Annotated in this window: 12 protein-coding genes; 9 read left to right on the forward strand and 3 right to left on the reverse strand. The window is 71.1% G+C overall.

Annotated features, from left to right (window positions below; genetic code table 11):
• Positions 1–70: 70 nt before the first annotated feature.
• The 3 genes from IG54_RS0110795 to IG54_RS0110805 are packed head-to-tail and all read right to left on the reverse strand — an operon-like array spanning position 71 to position 12,365.
• The gene (locus tag IG54_RS0110795; protein ID WP_030780614.1) at positions 71–7,489 is read right to left on the reverse strand and encodes a non-ribosomal peptide synthetase; all 7,419 of its coding nucleotides are present in this window, start codon (positions 7,487–7,489) and stop codon (positions 71–73) included.
• Positions 7,486–10,956 (reverse strand): type I polyketide synthase, encoded by a 3,471-nt coding sequence (locus IG54_RS0110800; RefSeq protein WP_051819421.1) that lies wholly within the window; start codon positions 10,954–10,956, stop codon positions 7,486–7,488. The genes IG54_RS0110795 and IG54_RS0110800 overlap by 4 nt, the downstream gene beginning before the upstream one ends.
• Positions 10,953–12,365, reverse strand: coding sequence for an MFS transporter (locus IG54_RS0110805; RefSeq protein WP_078593959.1), 1,413 nt, complete (start codon positions 12,363–12,365; stop codon positions 10,953–10,955). Before IG54_RS0110805 ends, IG54_RS0110800 begins: the two co-directional genes overlap by 4 nt.
• Positions 12,366–12,622: 257 nt before the next feature.
• Between IG54_RS0110805 and IG54_RS0110810 the strand changes: the two genes are divergently transcribed.
• The 9 genes from IG54_RS0110810 (at position 12,623) to eccD (ending at position 20,019) form a co-directional block, all read left to right on the forward strand.
• Positions 12,623–12,862 carry a response regulator transcription factor gene (locus tag IG54_RS0110810; RefSeq protein ID WP_037896854.1) on the forward strand — a complete coding sequence of 80 codons (240 nt, stop codon included), beginning with the start codon at positions 12,623–12,625 and terminating at the stop codon, positions 12,860–12,862.
• Positions 12,863–12,928: 66 nt separating this feature from the next.
• Entirely contained in the window at positions 12,929–13,534 is a 606-nt protein-coding gene (locus IG54_RS0110815; protein ID WP_051819433.1) for a GNAT family N-acetyltransferase, read from the forward strand.
• Positions 13,535–13,739: 205 nt separating this feature from the next.
• On the forward strand, positions 13,740–14,069 hold the full coding sequence (locus IG54_RS0110820; protein WP_030780631.1) for a hypothetical protein: 330 nt from the start codon (positions 13,740–13,742) through the stop codon (positions 14,067–14,069).
• 45 nt (positions 14,070–14,114) lie between these two features.
• Complete coding sequence (locus IG54_RS0110825; RefSeq protein WP_030780634.1) at positions 14,115–14,426, forward strand: pore-forming ESAT-6 family protein; 312 nt, start codon at positions 14,115–14,117, stop codon at positions 14,424–14,426.
• A gap of 5 nt (positions 14,427–14,431) precedes the next feature.
• Entirely contained in the window at positions 14,432–14,833 is a 402-nt protein-coding gene (locus IG54_RS0110830; protein ID WP_030780635.1) for a DUF6507 family protein, read from the forward strand.
• On the forward strand, positions 14,830–17,229 hold the full coding sequence (locus tag IG54_RS0110835) for a hypothetical protein (protein WP_030780637.1): 2,400 nt from the start codon (positions 14,830–14,832) through the stop codon (positions 17,227–17,229). The genes IG54_RS0110830 and IG54_RS0110835 overlap by 4 nt, the downstream gene beginning before the upstream one ends.
• The gene (locus IG54_RS41960) at positions 17,226–18,245 is read left to right on the forward strand and encodes a hypothetical protein (RefSeq protein ID WP_158708849.1); all 1,020 of its coding nucleotides are present in this window, start codon (positions 17,226–17,228) and stop codon (positions 18,243–18,245) included. The genes IG54_RS0110835 and IG54_RS41960 overlap by 4 nt, the downstream gene beginning before the upstream one ends.
• A gap of 75 nt (positions 18,246–18,320) precedes the next feature.
• Positions 18,321–18,623 (forward strand): hypothetical protein, encoded by a 303-nt coding sequence (locus IG54_RS42895; RefSeq protein ID WP_078593963.1) that lies wholly within the window; start codon positions 18,321–18,323, stop codon positions 18,621–18,623.
• Positions 18,624–18,654: 31 nt separating this feature from the next.
• A complete protein-coding gene (gene eccD, locus IG54_RS0110840; RefSeq protein WP_030780639.1) occupies positions 18,655–20,019 on the forward strand; it encodes a type VII secretion integral membrane protein EccD in 1,365 nt (454 codons plus the stop codon).
• The last annotated feature ends 4 nt before the right edge of the window (positions 20,020–20,023 follow it).

The following is a 20,023-nucleotide window of genomic DNA, read 5'->3' on the forward strand; positions in this document are numbered from 1 at the left end:
GGCACAGCCCACCGGAGGTGACAAGGCGACCCCCCATGATTATTGACATGTCACGTCCAAAATCGGCCGCTCAGTCCGCGCCCTCCCCCGCGTCGGCTCCGGGGGCGGCGACGGCCTCGGCCAGGAGATCGACGTACGCGCTGGTCCACGCCTCGACCGTGGCGCGGTCCCACAGGTCCGTCGAGTACTCCAGGTAGCCCGAGAGGATGTCGCCGGTGGGGATCAGACCGAAGTTGAACTCGGAGCGCGCGCCGGGCACCGCGAGGTCCTCCACCGCCGTGGTCACGCCCGGCAGTTCGATGTCCGTCTCCAGCGAACTCTGATACTGGAAGCCGAGCGACAGCCGGTCCGGGACCTCGGTGCCGAGCACCTCCCGCAGCTCCCGCGCCACCGCCCGGATCGGCGCGGCATGGTCGATGGCACCGACCGTATCGCGTGCCACCTGATCCACCAGCGCGCCGAACGGCCCGGTGCCGCCGCCGCGGATCCGCAGCGTGAAGGACGACACCGTGCAGGCCGCGAGCGCCTCGAACTCCCGCCGCTCGCGGTTGGCGTAGGAGATGCCGAGCAGGACGTCCGGCTCGCCCGTCACCTTCGCGACGAGGCGGGCCAGGGCCGCCGCCGTCACCACGAAGGGCGTCGTGCGGTGCCTGCGCGCCAGCGCCTCCACGCCCGCCCGCACGGCACGCTCCACGGTGAACAGCACCACGTCACCCTCGCCGCTCAGCTCCGCGGGGCGGGGCCGGTCCAGCGGCAGCGACAGGTCGAAGGGGGCGCCCGCCAGCTGCCGCGCCCAGTAGTCGACGAGGCGGCCACTGTCCTGGGTGCGGCTCCGCTCGCGCTGCCAGCGCGCGTACTCGGTCGGCTGCGGCACGGACTCCGACAGACCGTGCGGCTCCCCGGTGGCCTCCGCCCGGTAGAGCGCGGCAAGTTCGCGCAGCAGGACGCTGACCGACCAGCCGTCGCAGGCCGAGTGGTGCAGGACGAACACCAGCGCCCAGCGGTCACGTCCGTAGCGCAACAGCCGCAGCACAGGGGCGAGTTCGGCCTCGATGTCGAACGGTACGGCGGCGGTCTCCGCGGCCAGCCGTTCGGCCTCGGCAGCGGCTTCGTCCGCCGAGCCGGTGCGCGCGACCAGATCCTCCTCGGGCAGCTCGACCGGCCGGGGCCGCAGCGCCTCCTGCCACCACTCGCCCGTCGCCCCGTCCTTCACGAAGCGGGTGCGCAAGGCCTCGTGCCGGGCGACCAGGTGGGTCAACGCGGTACGCAGGGCGGGTACGTCGAGGGCTCCCGTGAAGGTGAGGCGCATCGCCACGTTGTAGATCTGGGGGCGGGGGTGGGTCAGATGCCGGGTGATGAAGGCGTCCTGCTGAGCGGTGACGGGGGCGCGGTCGAGTACGTCGGCAGCAGTGGCCCCGCTCCCCTCCCCGTGCTGCGAGAGGAACGCCGCCATCGCGCGCAGCGTCGGCTCCTCGTAGAAGCGGGCGACGGGGTACTCGACGCCGAACTCCTCCCGGACACTGTTGGCCAGTCGGACGGCGGTGAGGGAGTGGCCGCCCAGCTCGAAGAAGGAGGCGTCGGGACCGATTGCCGCCGCCTCGATGGCGAACTCCTCGGCCCACAGCTGCCGCACGCGCGCCTCGACGTCCCGCCGCGCGGCGGGCACGGGCGCGGGGGACGCGGAGGGCGCCCGGTGGAGTGCCGGGGTGCCGGCGCCGGCCGGGACCACCGTGATCGAGGGGGCAGGAAGCGCCGCCCGGTCCAGTTTTCCGTTGGCGGACAGGGGGAGTGCGGGCAGCACCGACCAGGCGTGGGGCACCAGGTGGTCGGGGAGGCGTGCCGCCAGTTCCGTTGCCAGACGGTCGGCCAGCTCCTGGTGGCCCGTTGCGGCTGTCGCCGTCGGTACGGCGTAGGCGGCGAGGTAGGCCTCGCCCCGCTGGTCGCGGTGGGTCAGGACGACCGCCTCGGCGACCTCCGCGAGGCCGTTGAGGGTGTGCGAGACCTCTTCGGGCTCGACGCGGTAGCCACGTATCTTCACCTGGTCGTCCGACCGGCCCCGGAACTCCAGGGCCCCCGTCTCCCCCCAGCACACCAGGTCACCCGTGCGGTACAGCCGCTCCGCGCCACCCAGCGGGTCGCGGACGAAGCGTTCCGCGGTCAGGTCGGGGCGGCCCAGATAGCCGGTGGCCACCCCCGGGCCGCCCACGTACAGCTCCCCCACCTCCCCGGCGGGCACCTCGCGGCCCCGCGCGTCGAGCACCCGCAGGGTGACGTTGTCGACCGGGCGGCCGATCGGGATCGGGATCGGGGCCGCGGAGGCGGCGGCAGGTGTGTCGGTGGTGGCGGCGGGCTCCACCGTGTGGACCGTGCAGAGCACCGTCACCTCGGTGGGGCCGTACACGTTCACCGTCTCGTACGGGGCGCCGGGGCGCGGCCGGGTGCGCAGGACGTCGCCGCCCAGGAGCAGGTGCCGCAGCGGCGGCTGCCGGTCGTCGGGCAGGGCGAGGACGGCCTCGCCGAGGGCGGTCGGCAGGATGGAGAAGGTGATGGCGTGGTCCGCGTACCAGCGGGCCAGCGCGGCGGGATCCTTGCGGACCGTCTCGTCGGCGACGACGACCGTGGCGCCCGCGGCCAGCGCGGGCCAGATCTCCAGCACGGCGGCGTCGAAGCTCTGCCCGCACACGGCCGCGCTGCGGTCGTCCGCGGTGAACCCGAAGCGTTCGTGGTGCCACTGGCACAGGTCCACGACGGCCCGGTGCGGGACGGCGACGCCCTTGGGGGTGCCCGTGCTGCCCGAGGTGTAGATCGCCAGGCAGAGGGACTCGGGGCCGGGAGCGGTCCCGGGCGGCGCGTCCACGGACGCGGGCGGTGCGGTGTCCACGTCCACCACCGCCGTTCCGTCCGGGGGTGTCGGCCGCTCGTCCACCCGGCCCTCGCCGTCCACCACGAGGATCCCGGCGCCGCTCTCCGCGAGGATCGCCTCGGCGCGGGCCCGGCCCTGCCCCGGGTCCAACGGCACATAGCCGCGGCCCGACTTGAGCGCGGCCAGCATGGCGACGATCAGGTCGGCGCCCCGCGGCAGCCACAGGGCCACGGGTGCGCCGCCCCCCGCCTCGGCACGCCCGGGGTCGCGCTCACGCAGGACGGCCGCGAGCCGCTCGGCGCGCTCGTCCAACTCCCGGTAGGTCAGCCTCTGTTCGCCGCTGATGACGGCGGTGCGGTCGGGCGCCGCCTCGGCCCACCGGGACGCCAGGGCGTGGACGGTGCCGCGGGTCCGCTGCCGGGTGCGCCCGCGCCGCCACGCCTCGGGCACCGCGCTCCCGGCTCCCACCGCCTCCGCGAGGACGTCACGGAACGTCCCGAAGAGGGCGTCGACCGTACCCTCGTCGAACAGGTCGGTGTTGTACTCTAGGTGGCAGCGGACGCCGTCGGGCTGGTCGGTGAAGTACACGCTGAGGTCGGTCAGTGCCTTGTCGGGGCCCGAGTCGAGCGGGGTCGCCCGCACCCCGGGCAGCTCGAAGCGGAAGGGATCACCGGTCTCGAACTCGGCCAGCGTCTGGAAGACGGGCGTGCGGTCCAGTGCCCGCGCGGGCGCCAGCTCCCGGACGACCGCCTCGAAGGGCACGTCGGCATGGTCGTACGCGTCGAGGGCGACCGCGCGCACCCGGTCGAGGAGCGCGCCGAAGTCCGGGTCCCCGGAGAGGTCGAGGCGCAGCGCCAGGGTGTTCACGAAGAAGCCGACGACATTCTCGTAGGGGGGCGTGCGGTCGGACATGGGAGTGCCGATGACGAGGTCGTCCTGACCGGTGACGCGGCCCAGCGCGGCCGCGTATCCGGCGAGCAGCGTCATGAAGAGCGTGCTGCGCCGCTCGCGGCTGACCTTCCGTATCGCTGCGGAGAGTTCGGGGGAGAGCGTGCGGAACAAAGCGCGGCCGTTCGACGTCATCACGGCGGGCCTCGGCCGGTCCGTGGGCAGGTCGAGGACCGGCAGCTCGCCGTCGAGCACCTTCTTCCAGTACGCGAGGTCCTCCGCGGCCTTCGGGTCGCCGAGGGAGTCGAGCTGGTGGCGGGCGTGGTCGGCGTACGTGTGGTCGAGGGCGGGGAGGCCGGTCGCCGGGTCCCCTGTGGTCTCCGCGCGGTAGAGGGCGGACACGTCGCGGGCGAGGACGGCGGCCGACGCCGCGTCCATCACGATGTGGTGCAGGGACAGGACGAGAACGTGCCGCTCGGCGCCGAGGCGGACCAGGCGGGTGACGAACAGGGGGCCGTCCGTCAGGTCGAAGCGGCGCTCGCTCTCCGCCTTGAGGGTGGCGGCGACCGTGTCGCCGCCGGGGGCCGTCGTCCCGTCGAGGACCGCGAAGTCCACCTCGCCGGGCGGCCGGGTGAACTGCCGTGCGTCTCCCGCCACTTCGCGGAAGACCGTGCGCAGCTGCTCGTGCCGCGCGGTGAGCGCGCACAGGGCGGACCGCAGCGCCTCGACGTCCAGCGGGCCGTCGAGCTGGATGGCCTTGACCTCGTTGTACGCGGTGCGGCCGGGCAGCATCCGCTCCAGGAACCAGATCCGCTGCTGGCCGGGCGACAAGGGCGCCCCGGCATCGGCCTCGGGGGCGGCCGGGGTCGGCGTGGGGGTCACCGCGGGCGTCGGCGTCGGCGTCGGCGTCGGCGTCGGCGTCGGCGTCGCGCAGGATCGGCGCAGCGCGTCGAGGTGGACCAGGCCGGCGCGCATCGCGGACGTCTCCACGCCGAAGTCGACCAGGGCGACGACCTCGTCGGCGCCCGCGGCACGCACCCCGTCGACGACGGGCCGCACGCTCTCGGGGCTGCCGATGAGGGCGCGCTGGTCGCAGTAGCGGTCGTAGGCGCGGCGGAACACCACGTCCAGGTCGTCCTCCGTCATCGCCGACAGGTCGACCTGGTGCCCCAGGCTGTTGGCGACGCCGCCGAAGAGCGAAAGGGAGGCCCGCATATACCGGGACAGCGGGTCCCGGGCCTCGGCGCGCGCCGCCTCGTGGTCCTCGGCGAGGTAGGTGTGCAGGAGCACGGCGACGTGCCCGGCGTCCGGGTCCAGGCCGTGCTCGGCGCGCGTACGGCGGTAGAGCGCGATGTTCTCCCGGAGCTGGTCGACGCCCTGCGTCATGAGGTTGGTGACGATGCCGAGGTCGTGGCGGGCGGCCAGCCGGTACGAGGCCGGGTTGCCGACCACGGCCGTGTACATGGGCGGGGCGTCCTGGACGGGCCGCGGGAACAGACGCAGGTCGCTCTCGCCGTCGCCCGTGGTACGGCGCACGGCGTCGCCGCGCCACAACTGCCGTACCTGTGCGACCTGTTCGTACATCGTCTCCTTGTGGGTGCCGAAGCGCTCGGGGAAGAAGACGAAGTCGTTGGCGTGCCAGCCGCTGGCGCAGCCGATGCCGACGCGCCCCCCGGAGAGGTTGTCGACCATCGACCACTCCTCGGCGACGCGGATGGGGTCGTGCAGCGGGAGGACGACGGAGCCCGCGTTGATGCGGATGCGGTCGGTCTCGCGGGCGAGCGCGGCGGCGAGGACGACCGGGTTGGGGAAGAGGCCGCCGAAGGAGTGGAAGTGCCGCTCGGGGATCCACAGCGAGTGGAAGCCGTTGCGGTCGGCGAAGCGGGCGGTCTCCAGGAGGTGGTCGTACTTGCCGTGCCGGGGGGAGCGCTCGTCCTGCGGATAGTCGCCGAAGAAGTAGACACCGAAGTCGAGGGGGCGGCTCGGTCGCCGTTCCTTCACCTCGGCGGGCGGGGCGGCGGCCGCGGGGGCAGGCTGCCGGTCCTTCGCCTGGACCTGCGGGGCGGCGGCCGCGGCGGTGCTGTTCCAGGCCATCGCCTGGGTCCTCGGCTGCGGCACCTTCGCGGCGGGGGCCGCGGCGGGGGCCGTCTTCACCCGCGTACGGAAGAACCCCGCGTCGCGCAGCTCCCGCAGGGATCCCTTCACCGCCTCGACGATGAACTCGACGTCGGTGTCGGAGTGTTCGGTGGAGAGGAAGAAGTTGCGCCACTCCCACACGTGGACGCCGCGCAGCATGAGGTGGTGGTAGAGCAGCTCCATGTCCGCGCGGTGCTCGAACCGGAACATCGAGCCGAAGTGGCTCATGCTCAGCGCGAACTCCTCCGCCTCGAAGAAGGCGTTGAGCGTGCCCGCCAGTTCGTCCGTGCGCGCGTTCAGCCGCTCCTGGAGGCGCGGGCTGTGCTCCTTCAGGTGGGCCAGTACGGCGCGGGCGGCGACCATCGAGACGGGGTGCTGGATGTACGTACCGCCGAAGAACGTGGTGTCGGCCCCGGGGTAACTGTCGTCCCCGTAGCTCCAGTACCCGCCGTCGATGCCGTCCATGATGTCGGCCCGCCCCGCGATGGCCCCGATGGGGAAACCGCCGCCGAGCAGCTTGCCGTAGGTCGCCAGGTCGGGGGTGACGCCGTAGAGGTCCTGGGCGCCGCGCGGCGCGGGGCGGAAGCCGGTCAGCATCTCGTCGAAGAGCAGCACGATGCCGTGCCGTCGGGTGACCTCGCGCAGGCGGCGCACGAAATCGGCCGGCCGCAGCGAGGGATGCCGGCTCTGCACCGGCTCGACGACGACCGCCGCGATGTCGCCCGCCTGCGCCTCGATGACGGCGAGGCTCTCCTCGCCGCCGTACGGCAGGACGAGCAGGTCGGCGACGGCGTTGTGCGGGACGCCCGCGGACATCGGGACGGTGGTCAGGCCGTCGCCGCCGGTGCGCGGGGAGCGGCCGAGGACGTTGTCGTTGTGGCCGTGGTAGGCGCCCTCGAAGGTGATGATCTTGGAGCGGCCCGTGGCGGCGCGGGCGAGGCGGATGGCGGCGGAGTTGGCCTCGGTGCCGGAGTTGGCGAAGGCGACCCGCTCCATGCCGGTCAGCTCGGCGAGGAGTTCGGCCGCCTCCCCGGTCTCGACGTTGCGGGGCCCGAGCTGGATGCCGCGCGACAGGTGCTCGCGGACCGCTTCGGAGACGAAGGCGGGCTCGTGGCCGAAGAGCAGCACGCCGAAGCCCATGGTGATGTCGACGTAACGGTTGCCGTCGACGTCCTCCAGCCAGGACCCCTGCGCCCTGCGGCCCGCGATGGGGTACAGCATCTCCTTCGTGCCGCTGCGGAAGCCGACCGCGGCCCGGCTGTCGGCGAGCACCCGGCGGTAGCGCTGGGTGATCTGCTTCGAGGTGGGCGTCTTGGCGGTGTAACGGCGTACGAGGTCGTCCAGGTGGGCCCGCTGGGACTCCGGGGAGCCGCCGCGGACCATGCCGGAGGCGCGGGGCACCTCCAGGCGGGGGCCGTGCTGGGCGGGACGGGGCGCGGGCCGCTCCTCCTCGGCGGACGGCAACTCGGCGGACGGCTCCTCGGTGGACCGCGCCTCGGCCGCTGAGGTGCCCATCTGCTGGGCGATGCGCCGCGACAGTTCGGCCATCGCGGCGAGGTCCTGGTCGACGGCGGCGGAGACGGACCCCTGGGGCGCGCTCATCGGTTCTCCCCCGGGGCGCGGGTGGCCTGGGCCGTCTGGGCCGTCTGCGCTGCGAGCAACTGGGAAAGCTGGCCCATCAGTTGGAGCTGCATCTGGGAGAGCTGGTGGACCTGGCGTACGAGGTCTTCGACTTCGCGGCGGGTGGCGTACTCGGCGGCCGGGCCGGGAGGGGCGACCGGGGCGGGGGCGGCGATCTGGGTGGGGTCGCGGAACGTCGGCGCGGGCGCCGGGGCCGGTGCCACGGCGGGCGTGACCGGCTCGGGCACGGGGGGCGCGGGGGCGGGTGCGGGAGTCGGAGCAGAGGCCGGAGCAGGAGCGGGAACAGAAGGGGGAACAGGAGTCGGGGCAGGCGCAACGGCGGTCGCGGGAGCCGCGTGCGGCGCCCCGCCCCCCATCTTCCCTACGATGATCAGCGCGAGCCCCTTCGCCGAGCCCGCCTCCTCGAACAGCTCCCGCATCGACACCTTGACGCGGTGCTCCTCCTCCAACTCCCGCAGTACGCCGATCATTTGCAGCGAGTCCGCGCCGAGGTCGAAGAAGGAAGCGTCCTCCGCTATCTCGCTCGTGTCGTAGCTGAGGTGCTTCGCGGTGACCTTGATGATGTGCTGGAGTACGCGCTCGACCGCTGCCTCGTCCTGTGCCACTTCGGCTGCCACTTCGGCCCCATCCCTTGCCGGTTGTGCGGGCCGGGGAAGGTGGTTCTCCGGCCCTGTCCAGTAGTCCTTGTGCTGGAATCGGTAGCCGGGCAGGGGGATCCTGCGGCCTGCCCCGCCCATGAAAGCCCGCCAGTCGACCGGCGCCCCGGCCCGGTAGAGGCCCGCCGCCGCGTCCCAGAGCGGTCCGAGTCCCGCTCCGCGCCACAGCGTCGGGTGGACCGCCCGGTCCGGCAGCGCGCGCCGCGCATGCCCGCTGAGCGTGCTGTGCGGGCCCAGCTCCAGGAGCGTGCCCGCGTCGGCGTGCGACGTGCCGAGTTCCCGCAGGGCGTCGGCGAATCGCACCGGCTCGCGCGCCTGTCGTACGACATAGTCGGCGTCCGGGGCCCAGCCGGGTGGCCGGGTGCGACCGTCGAGGCCGCTGACGAACGGCACCTCGCACGGCGTGAGGTCCACCTCGGCGCACAGCTCGCGCAGACCGTCGAGGGCGGGGTCGAGCAGCGCGGTGTGGAAGGCGTGCCGCACCGCGAGCCGCTGCGCCGGGATCCCGCGTTCGGCCAGCAGGGCCACGAGGCTCTCCACGGCCGCGTCGGGGCCTGCGAGCACCTGGCTGCGCGGGCCGTTGGTGGCGGCCAGCTCCACGCCGGGCACTTCGGCGGCCAGGTCAAGCGCCGCGCTCAGCTCGACCGGGACCGCGAGCATCCCGCCGGGCGCGCAGAGACGGCGCATCAGCGCGCCGCGCCGGGCGGTCAGGCGCAACCCGTCCGCGAGGGAGAGCGCCCCGGCCGCGTGCAGCGCCGCGTACTCCCCCACGCTGTGCCCGGCGACCACGGCCGGTGTGATCCCGGCCGTCTTCCACAGGCGGACGAGCGCGCTCTGCAAGGCGAAGAGCGCGGGCTGCGCCACGTCGGTGGGCCAGTCCGGCTCGGCTCCTGGTTCGCGCTCCGGTCCGTGTGCCGTTCCGTGTTCCGTGCCGAGCAGGGGGGCGAGGAGGCTGTCGCCGCCGGTGAGTGCCGCGTACTGCCGCTCGCAGTCGTCCAGGACCTCGCGTACGACGGGGAAACGCTCGTGGAGCAGGCGTGCCGTGCCCCGGTGGAGGGCGCCCTGGCCGGTGAAGAGGAACCCGGTGCCGAGCCCGTCCGTAGCGGCGGCGCCCGGCTTCGGGTCCGCGAGCCAGGCGTCGAGCCCGGCCGTGAGCGCGGCGACCGTATCCCCCCGTACGGCGAGGCGGCGCCTGCGGTGCGCGCGGCCGAGCGCCAGCGTCGTCACGAGGTCCGCGGCGTGCGTGTCGGGGTGGGCGCGCAGGTGGTCGCGGAGGGCGAGGGCGTTCTCGGCGAGCGCGGCCTCGGTGTGGCCCGCGACGACCAGGACGCCGGGCGGCGGCAGGGCGTCGGCGGGGCGGAGCACGGGTTCTGGGGCCTCTTCCAGGACGACGTGGACGTTCGTACCGCCGACGCCGAACGAACTGACGCAGGCCCGGCGCGGTGTGGCCCCCCGCGGCCAGGGGCGGGGCGAGTCGGGGATGTAGAAGGGGCTGGCCGCGAGGTCGAGGGCGGGGTTGGGGCGGCGGAAGTTGGCCATCGGCGGGATGACCTGGTGCCGCAGTACGAGCAGCGCCTTGACGAGGCTCGCCAGGCCCGAACACACGTCGAGGTGCCCGATGTTGGCCTTGACGGAGCCGAGCGCGCAGTAGCCGGTGCGGTCGGTGTCGGCGCGGAACGCGGCGGTGGCGCCCTCGAACTCGATCGGGTCGCCCTTGAACGTGCCGGTGCCGTGCGTCTCCAGATAGCCGACGGTGCCCGCGTCGACCCCGGCCCGCTTCAGGGCGCGGCGGATGGCGCGGCGCTGGCCGTCGGCGCTGGGCGCGGTGAACGCCCGCTTGTCGGCGCCGTCGTTGTTGACCCCCCAGCCGCGGATGACGCCGTGGATGTGGTCGCCGTCCGCGACGGCGCGGTCGAGGCGCTTGAGTACGACGGCCACGACGCCCGTACCGCCGACGGTGCCGTCCGCGTCGGCGTCGAAGGGCCGCAGATAGCCGCTCTTGGAGAGGATGGAGCCCTTGACGTACTGGTAGCCGAGGATCTGCGGCACGTGGAGCGCGGTGGCGCCCGCCACGGCGATGTCGCACTCGCCGAGGGCCACGGCCTGCGCGGCGAGGGTCAGGGCCGTAAGCGAACTGGAGCACGCCGTCTGGACGTTGACGGCCGGGCCGGTCAGGCCGAGGCGGTGCGACGCGCGGTTGGCGGTGAAGTCCGTGAAGTTGCCGACGGTGACCTGGAGACCGGCGACCCAGTCCGCGACGCCGGCCGGCAGGACGTTGTTCTGGAGGTAGGTCTGGAGGGTGTAGAGGTGGTACCCGGTGCTGGCGTAGACACCTATTCCATGCCGACCGCCACCCCCTTGCCGCCCTTGCCCCCCTTGCCCCCCTTTTTCGTCATCCCCGTCCTCCCCGTCCTCCCCGCCCGCGTATCCGGCGTTCTCCAGGGCGTGGTGCACGCATTCCAGGAAGAGCCGCTGCTGGGGGTCGGTGATGCGGGCCTCGTTCGCGCTCATCCCGAAGAAGGCCGGATCGAACCCCGCGATGTTCTCCAGGGTGCCGCTCGCCCCGACGAACTCCCCGGACCGGTACTGCTCCTCGGGCACGCCCGCGGCGTCCAGTTCGGCGTCGGTGAAGCGGCGAATGCGGTCGGCGCCGGTGCGGATGGTGTGCCAGAACTCCTCGGGGGTGTCGGCGCCGGGCAGCCGGAAGGACATGCCGACGACGGCGATGGCGTCACGGGCGGCAGGGGGAGTGGCGGGGGCGGCGGCAGTCATCGGGCCTCACTTTCGACGGACGGCCCGGCTGGAGGAGCCGCGCCCTCGGCGGACGGCCCGGCTGGAGAAGTCGCGCCCTCGCCGGACAGCCCGGCCGTAGGAGCCACCCCCTCGGCGGACGACGCCCCCGCGGCCGGCACCGCCCCGCCACCCGTGCGCCCGTACCGCACCAGCACCACGAACATCCCGAGGCACAGCGCGATCGCCAACCCGTGCAGCAGGCCCACTACTTGGAGGGGCGTGAAGCGATCGAGGAGCGCGCCGCTGACCAGCATCCCCAGCCCGAAGCCGGTGTTCTCGACGGAGGCGGACAGACCGAAGAGCCGGCCGCGCTGTTCGTCGGGGGCGGCCTGGAGCCGGCTGACGTAGGCGATCTCGGTGAGCCCGTCGGCCATGCCCGCCACCAGCGCGGCCGCGACGGCGACGCCCGTGGGCAGCCCGGCGAAGACCACGATGAACGCGGCCGACATCACGCAGGCCCCGATCGCGAAGGCCCGCTCCCCCGGTCCCTGCCGCCCGCCGCGTCCGGCCCAGCGCCCGCAGATCTGCTGCATGACGATGTTGCCGATGGCCCACGTGGCCCAGAACTGGCTGACGAACGTCGCCGGATGGGACGGATCAAGGGCGCTGGAGTAGACGGGCAGGGCCACATTGTGCGACGACGAGCCGAGGCCGTCGGCGGCCCTGACGGCGATCATGACGGCCAGTACGGGTGCGGCGCGCAGCAGAACCAGAGCGCCGAGGTTCTCGGCCTTGCCTTCCCCCGCACCACCCCTCTGCCCGCCCTCCGAACCTCCCGCGGCCTTCTCGGCTTGTTCGGCCTTCTCGGCCTTCTCGGCCCTCTCGGCCCTCTCGGCCTTGGTACGAATGGGCAGGGACATCAGCACGCTCGCCGAGACCGCGAAGGAGGCGGCGTCGAGGGAGATGGCGGCGACGTATCCCAGCTGCGCGACCACGACGCCCGCCGAGGCGAACCCGGCAATCATGGCGAGCGAACGCCCCGTGGCGAGCAGCGAGTTGGCGCGCACGCGCAGCTCAGGGCCGACGATCTCGGGGATGCTGCTGCGCAGGGCGACGCCCGAGAGGGTCGAGCAGAACCCGGTGACGACAGCGAGTACGTACAAAAGCCCCGCACGTCCGCCCGCGGGAGCTATCAGCAGCGCTACCATGGCGGCGCACTGCGTGAGATCGGCGCCGACCATCAACCTCTTACGGTCGTACGCCGAGACCAGCCGTCCGCTCACAAAGCCGGATACGACGCTGGTCATCAGACGTACGGCCATGAACAGCCCGGCGGCCAGGGCGCTGTCGGTCACCTCGTAGATGAAGACGTTCAGGGCGACCAGGTTCAGGTAACTCCCGTAGGCCGAAACGCCGTTACCCACGACGAGCAGGCGAAAGTGCCTCAACGTTCCCCCTGGTCCGCCTCAGTGCTGCCACTCACCCGGTCGTGCACGGCTGCGCTCAGCCGAGACCGCTTCACACTCACTCGCTCCGAAGCGCGCCTAAAGTCACCCGAGTTGGTGACTTGACAGGGTCAGCCGCCCTCGGTATGGCAGGGTCTTCACCGGACGAACAAGGATTCCTTTCTGTTTCCGCACGGCCGTGGTTAGATCAAGTCGCGGTCACAGCCCCGAAGATGTCGCCCGTCCCTCCCGGAGGGAAGATGCCTGTAACCAGCCGCCCGCAGACAGCCCCGGCGTTGTCCCACAGGGAGCGCCAGGTGCTGGCCCACATCGCGGAGGGCCTCTCCCACAAGCAGGTGGCGCGACGTCTCGGCATCAGCGTGCACACGGTGAGTACGTACTTGCGCCGCATCCGAAGCAAGCGGACGGCGCCGACGGTGGCGCATCTGATCCGCCTGAGCATGGCGGAGGACGTCGCCGCGCCGGCCGGAAAGCTTTGAGCCTCGCAGGGCCTGAGCCTCGCAGGGCTTGAGTCTCCCCGGACGGGAGAGCCGAGAATGACGAGCATGAACCCACCCCACCCCTCCGTCGTACTGAAGTCATCCGTCGTACTGAAGGTGGACGCGACCCCCGCCACCCCGGCCCTCACCCTCCGCCCCTGGCGGGAGCAGGACGTCACCGCACTGGTCGAGGGGCATCGGGGCGCGCCCCCCGGCCTCCCCGCGGCGGCCTCCACCGTGGAGAACGAGGCGGACGGCAGGCAGTGGATCCGCGCGCAACAGGAGGGGTGGGCCACGGGCAGGCGGTACGCCTTCGCCGTACTGGAGGCCGGGCCCGACGGCTCCGAGGGCGCACTGCTCGGCCACGTGGCCCTCAAGGACGCGGCGCCCGGCAGGCCCTCGGCCGAGGTCGGCTACTGGACGGCGGTCCGGGCCCGCGGCCGCGGCGTCGCACCCCGCGCCCTGGAGACCCTGACCACCTGGGCCTTCACCACCTTCGGCCCCACGGGCCTGGACCGCCTGGAACTCCTCCACCAGGTGACCAACCCGGCCTCCTGCCGCGTCGCCGAGAAAACGGCCTACACCTTCACCGAGACCCTCCCGCCCTGGCCCCCCATGTACCCGGCCGAGGGCCACCGCCATGTGCGCCGTGCCGCCACCTCAGCACCGTAAGCGGAACGCCGTAGGGGAACTCCGTAGGGAACGCCGTCGGGTCGTGGGCGGGATCACGCCACACCGCATCCAACCGCGTTGCGCCTGCAACGCTTGATGGGACAGGATGTTCGATACGCTACGGGGCGTGAGTGGCGTATGCGCCTGCTGTGACGGCAGTTTGCTCGCGGCGCGCACACAATCGGGGATGCACAGGGGTGGGCTTGTGAAGTTCGACATGGGAGACACGACTCTCGCGGTGCTCGGGAAGAACACCGCGGGATCCAGCGACGACCTCGGGACGTTGATCGGCCTCCTGGTCCAGGCGGCGGAGCCGCTGGAGGGCAAGTTCAACGGAGCGGGCAAGGTGACCTTCGACTCGTTCAAGCTGCGTGCGGACGAGATCACCGCGGATCTGAACGGGGCGCTCTCCTCGATTCTGGGTGGGCAGGCCGGCATGGACACCGCGTTCGGCTCGGGTGATCAGGAACAGTCGGACAACGCCCACCAGAACATGGGCGCGGCGAACTTCGACGGCGCCCGCTTCGCCGGCTGATCCGACCACACCGCACCGAACTTTCCTACGCAGGGGGACTTCAGCATGGCTGGAAACCAGAACCGCCGCTCTTACGACACCGCCGCGTCGTCCGACGTTCAGGGCGGTTTGCAGATCATCATCGGCCAGCTGGAGCGGGTGCTCGGCGACCGCGACCGCGCGGTGAAGGCCGCGATGGCCGATTACCAGGCCGACGGTGTGTCAGACGACTACCACGGCAAGGAAGTCCGCTGGAACAAGGCCGCCAACGAGGTGCGGGACATCATTCGTCTCGTGCGCACCACGCTGGAGCAGAACGACGGCACCGCCCAGTCGACGCTCGCGCGGGCGCGGGCCGCGGTCGCCAACATCGGCTGACCGGCATGCCGAAGTGGGATATCGAGCCGGGCGGGGTGAGCGACGTCCTGTCACGGGTGAACGACGCACTGGGCGCCTTGGAGCGGCACGTCGGTGGGTACGGCGAAGACCTGGGAGGTGCCGCGAAGTCGTCCGGGGCCCTCGTATCGGGAGGAGCCTCCGAAGGGGGACAGAGTCCGGTCACGGGTCTGGTCGCCGCAGCGCTCGTCGAGTTCGTCGAAGGCACCGCTAAGGAAGTGCAGTTCATCGGTGCCAGGGCAGCCCAGTCGGTCACCGGCGCGATGGTGGCCACCGCGGCCTACGAGACGGGCGACCTGGAGATCGCGGCTGAGGTGCAGCGTTCCGCCGCCAGTGTCATCGATCCGGTCCTGGAGTGGTCGACTCCCCCCACGGGGGGCTCCCTGTGATCAGTGCGGCGGACGTCCCTCACTTCACGGGTGATCTCGAGCAGTTGGAGCAGCACACCTCCGGACTGCGGAGTCATGCCGGTGCCCTGCGTCAGGCGGGCAGTGCGGCGCACAGCAAGTTCCAGGGGCTCGGGGCCTTCTACCGGGCGCCCGAGGCGGAAGACCTGTTCGCCTCCACGGCGCCGGTGCGGGATCGGGCGGACGTGTTCGCCTCGAAGGTCGAGACGGTCGCCCAGGCGCTGGACGAGTACGCCGGCGCGGTCAGGCCCGTCATCGCGCGCCTTGACCGGCTGCGGGGCCGGGTGGCCGACTTCGTCAAGGGCCTGAAGACCGACAGCGGCGAGATCGACGCCGAGTGGACCCAGGACCAGGACAAGATCGACCAGCACACGGCCCTCTGGGCCGAGATCGCCGAGGCCCAGGCCGCCTTCACCAGAGCCGAGATCACCGCCAACAACAAGATCACGGCGCTGGTGGACGGCACTCAGTACGTCGCACAGGGCTACGAGGGCACCTTGGTCCCGCTCGGTGCGCGGGTCTATGGCTACACCGCCGAAGCGCTCAAGCACGCCGACAAGCTGCCCTGGGGCACCCCCGAGGCCAGGACCTACGACAAGTGGGACTTCTCCCACCACGTCGAGGAGGCCGGCGTCAGCGTCAAGGACAACCTCGTCGGCGCCGTCACCGGATTCGCCGACCTCATCAGTCCGGGCGCGGACGGCGCCGCGGCCCGCAAGGGGCTGTACATGTCGGCTCTCGGCCTGGAGTCCTACCTCTTCGACCCGTTGAACAAGCAGGACTCGCCCTGGAAGGAACAAGCCGCCGAGGGCCGCCCATACGCCAAGGCCTTCGCCAAGTCCATGGTCGGCTGGGACGACTGGGAAGAACACCCGGGCAAGGCCACGGGCACCGTCATCTTCAACAGCCTCACCTTCGCCTCCGGACCGCTGGCCGCCGTCGCGAGAATGGCCAAGGGCGGGGCCGTCGCCAAAACGGCCGGGACCCTGGCCAAGGTCGGCGAGGCCCTCGACCCTCTCAGCGCGACAGCCAAGACCGTGGGCGCCACCACCCGAGCCATACCGAAGATCGCGGACGTCACCGCCCGCGCCCGCGCGGGATTCGCCGACATCCCGGGCGCCGGGTCCACCAGCAGCGTCTGGCGCCTCTCGTCCACCACCGAACTCCACCTCACCGACGGCAAGTTCGTCATCGTCAAGGACGGCGTCCCCGACACCACCCCGGCCCCCATCGAACGCCCCGCCCACGAACGCGTCCCCTCCGTCGGGACGTCACGCGAGCATCAGCTGGCGGGGGTGGGGGCGCGGGGGCCCGAGGCCAGTACAGATGTCGGCGGCGACGCTGCGGTCGGAGCCGTCGGCCACGCGGAGAATGGCCCAGTCGGCGGAGAGGGCCATAGCAGTCCGGGCGAGGCCGGTAACCCTTCCCAGGGCAGCGGTTCGCACACCCCACCGCACGACAACTCCGGCGGCCACGAACCGACATCACGCGGCGACTCGTCCTCGTCCCACACCGGACACCACGCGGGAGGCGGGTCTGGCAGCGCGGGCGCAGCACACAGTGGTGGAGAATCGGCGGGCGCCGGGCATGTGAGTGACGGGCCCGGAGATCATGCGGGAGACACCGGCCACAGCCCCGTAGGAGAAACTGGCGCTACAGACGGTGTCGGCGACGAAGCCGGGAACGCACCCGAGTCGAGCCCCGGCCCCTCGGGGCCCATGGCTTTGGGTGGGGAGGCGGAGCGTCGACTCCGAGAAGGTCTTCGTGGGATTCCCAGGAACAACATGAAGCCCAAGGTTGTGGAAAAAGCCATCAGTCGTCTGGCAGAGCATGAGTACGGGCGTGAAGTCGCGGAGATCATCAGCTCCGGACACCTGTCACATGCCGAGGGGTTTCGGGATGTCGTCTCATCTCTGGGCTCAGGCGTCAGCGGACAGTACATTCGAGGAATTGACCAAATCCGACTCGGTGATCAATTTCACAGGGCGGGCCTGCGAAACGTCGAATTTGAGATCAAGAACCCCTCCATCAAGGCCGATATCGACATCCGAGTGACGGATGACACAGGAAAAACCTACGGCTACCAGATGAAGCGTTTGAACAATCCCAAGCACCCGTTCGAATCAATCGCCAAAGCGGAAAACCTGGGCCAGTTGTCCAAGTCTGAATCTGATGTCAAGATCATGCTCGTAGACGGTCAAGGAACGATCGCCGACTGGAAATCCAGAGGCATCACAGAGGAACTTCTTCAGGTACACAGGGGCGAGCACCCCCTCAAGAGCGAAAAGGGTCGTGGCATTCTATTCGTACTCCGACTCGAGGACGGTACGATCGTGATACCGCCAGGCTCCAAGGTCGACCCCCGAGGTGTTCTGTGATCACGATGTTCCCGGTTGGCAGCTGGTCATGGGAGACCAAGGCCCAGGCTCTTGGTGATCACCTCGCCGATCGTTGCGTGAGGGGCGTTCTCGACACGTGGCTGATCTTGCAGCAGGCCGGCCTTGCCCAGGGCGCCGCACGTGCGGACGTCTCCATCAACTCCAAGGGCGACGGCTCCCTCATGTTCAGCCGAACACGCATCCCTGTGCGCGCTCCGAGTGTGGTCGCCGGTGCTGAGCTGTCTGGGGTTTTGCCAGCTGCGGAAGGTACGGAGAACGCCGAGGTGGTGACCATCGACCTCTCCACACCTGGAATCTGCCTGCGCGACACCGAGCCCCGTATCGCCGAGAAGCTTTTCATGATCTCGGTAGATGCGTGGGCCAGTGGCGCCGGAACGATAACGCTGTACACGTTCTCAGACGCCTGGATGTCACACAGCCTGCGTGGACACAGGCAACCTGGCGTGCAGGAAACAAACGCTCCGCGGTTGTGTGCTGCGCTATCCGGGATCACGCGACTAACAGGAGCTGACATCGTTCCTGGAGATTCCACTTCTTATGGCACTCCCACAGAGTACGGATTCGAAGATCTTCCAGATGAAGACCCAGACCTACTCGATTCCTGGTACATGTTTGAAGTGCCTCGCCGGACCGATAGAATTCTGGCCAGGCTTCCGCAAAACACAGCGCTGTACAAGGCAGAGACCGACTCCCCGGTCGAATTTGTGAAAGTAGCCGTGGGTGACGATGTCATCGGCTACCTCTGGGCCTCGGACGGAGACAACGCCGCAGGGTACGAGCCGCACAGCCCCGCCGGCGATGTGTCAATCGACGCGGGCATCGCCTGGCTGGTGCATCTGGGTGAAGCGAAGAGAAGCGGGTTGTCGCCGTCCCGGGCACTCCGCGAACTGGAGTCAAAAGGAACCGTCGACTCACAATTCGGAGCCATCGTGACGGACTCACGTCAGGTGGCAGATTCTCTGGAGTATCTGCAAGAACTCTCCGGACGCGAGTGACACTCACATGAAGCGAACTGCCCGAACGACAGCGCCTGTTGATGAAGGCTCACACATCGTGAACGGCAGGTAGACGTGGCAGCCCAGGATTACGACAGCCAGTTGCTGGAGTCCGTGTCGGTGCGGCGTCGGCGGCTGCGGGATGCCCTCGTCTTCGGTGCGCAGCGGCAGCGGCGCTCGGTGGACGAGCGGGTGGGGAAGGTGTTCGCCGGGGTGGTGGTCGCAGCCGTGTTGTGTGCCGGGTGCGTGGGATGGTCGTTCATTTCGCATCGGCTTATCGGGAAGAGTCCCTATAGCTCTTCGGTGCCTTCTCCCTCACCGTCCTCACCGTCCCCTTCGCCCTCCATGACACCTTCTTCAACACTTTCTTCTCGATGATAGGTTCGAACGCGTGATATCTGCGGGGCCGATGAGCCGCACGAGCGGTACGAGTCGTACGGCCCTGAGCCGGGTCACTCTGGTGGGAGAGCGGCGGCGGGTGGACCTCGTCCTGCCGTCCCAGGAACCGGTCGGGCTGCTCCTTCCGGAAGTGCTGCGACTCCTCGACGACCAGGCCGCCGCCCGACCGATGCTGCGGCATCTGGTCACGGCGGACGGTTCGGCCCTCGCACACGACAGCACGCTGGAGTCCGCACGGATACCCGACGGCGCCGTGCTGCGGCTGGTGCGGGCCGAGGACGCGCCCTCGGCGCCGGTTGTGCACGACGTCACCGATGAGGCCGCCGATGATCTGGGCGGGCGGGCCTGGCGTTGGCAGCCCTCGGCTCGGCGGGTGGTGGCCGGGCTCGCGACCGTGGTCTGGGCCCTTGCCGCCGGGGTTTTGGCGCGCGGGGAGTTCGAACTGGCCGCGGCGGGCCGCGCCTTGGTGGGCGTCGCCGTCCTGGCAGGCGTCGCGGGGGCCCTGTTGGGGCGCATGAAGCGGCGGGCCCTCTCCGCCACGCTGATCGTCTGCGCCGGAACTGTCGGAGCCCTCGGGGCCTGGACGCTGGCCGACGCGAACGACTGGTCCGGCGCCGTGCGGCTGGCAGGCGTGGTGCTGGCCGCGACGCTGACGCTGCTGTTCCTCGGATGGTTCTCCCCACTGGGGCGGGGCGCGTTGATCGGGGCGGTAGCAGCCCTCGGTTGCCTCGTCCTGTGGGAGGCGTCCCTCGCTCTACAGGGGGGTGCCCGCATGGCGACCGAACAGACCCGGGCGGGGGCCCTGCTCGCTGTCGTCTCTCTGGTGGTGCTCGGAGTACTGCCACGACTCGCGCTGATGGCCTCCGGCCTTTCGGGGCTCGACGACCAGCGCTCGAGCGGGTCTTCGGTGAGCCGGTACCGGGTGGACACCGCCCTGACCTCCACCCACCGTGGGCTGGCCATCGCCACCGTGGTGTCGGCCGTCTCCGCGGCCGCCGCAGGAGTGATGACGCTCAGTGCGCCGACCGTGTGGACCTGGCTGCTCGCCGCGGTCACCGCGGTGGTGCTCGCGCTGCGGGCACGGGCCTTCCCGCTGGTCGCCGAGGTGGTCGCGTTGGTCGCCGCCGCGGCGGTCGTCGTCGTCGCGCTGGTCGTGGTGTGGCTTGAGCGTTCCCCTGCCGCCGGGCCGCTGGCCGTGCTCGTCGTACTCGCCCTGACTTCGCTCGTGGTGCTCGCGGTTCAGCCTCCCGAGCATGTGCGGGTGCGGCTCCGTCGTGCCGGGGATCTCGTGGAGTCCGTGGGTGTCATCGCGTTGCTGCCGCTCGTCATCGGGGTGTTCGGTGTGTACGGCCGTCTGCTCGACACCTTCGCGTAGGGGG

This window comes from Streptomyces sp. NRRL S-920, from assembly GCF_000717945.1.
In the GTDB taxonomy this organism is placed as follows: domain Bacteria; phylum Actinomycetota; class Actinomycetes; order Streptomycetales; family Streptomycetaceae; genus Streptomyces; species Streptomyces alboniger.

Excerpts from the sequence above, each read along its gene's own strand:
- IG54_RS0110815 (WP_051819433.1), top strand. The coding sequence starts at position 12,929 with ATGAACCCACCCCACCCCTCCGTCGTACTGAAGTCATCCGTCGTACTG.
- IG54_RS0110810 (WP_037896854.1), top strand. The coding sequence starts at position 12,623 with ATGCCTGTAACCAGCCGCCCGCAGACAGCCCCGGCGTTGTCCCACAGG.
- eccD (WP_030780639.1), top strand. The coding sequence starts at position 18,655 with ATGAGCCGCACGAGCGGTACGAGTCGTACGGCCCTGAGCCGGGTCACT.
- IG54_RS0110800 (WP_051819421.1), bottom strand. The coding sequence starts at position 10,956 with ATGACTGCCGCCGCCCCCGCCACTCCCCCTGCCGCCCGTGACGCCATC.
- IG54_RS0110830 (WP_030780635.1), top strand. The coding sequence starts at position 14,432 with ATGCCGAAGTGGGATATCGAGCCGGGCGGGGTGAGCGACGTCCTGTCA.
- IG54_RS0110795 (WP_030780614.1), bottom strand. The coding sequence starts at position 7,489 with ATGAGCGCGCCCCAGGGGTCCGTCTCCGCCGCCGTCGACCAGGACCTC.
- IG54_RS0110825 (WP_030780634.1), top strand. The coding sequence starts at position 14,115 with ATGGCTGGAAACCAGAACCGCCGCTCTTACGACACCGCCGCGTCGTCC.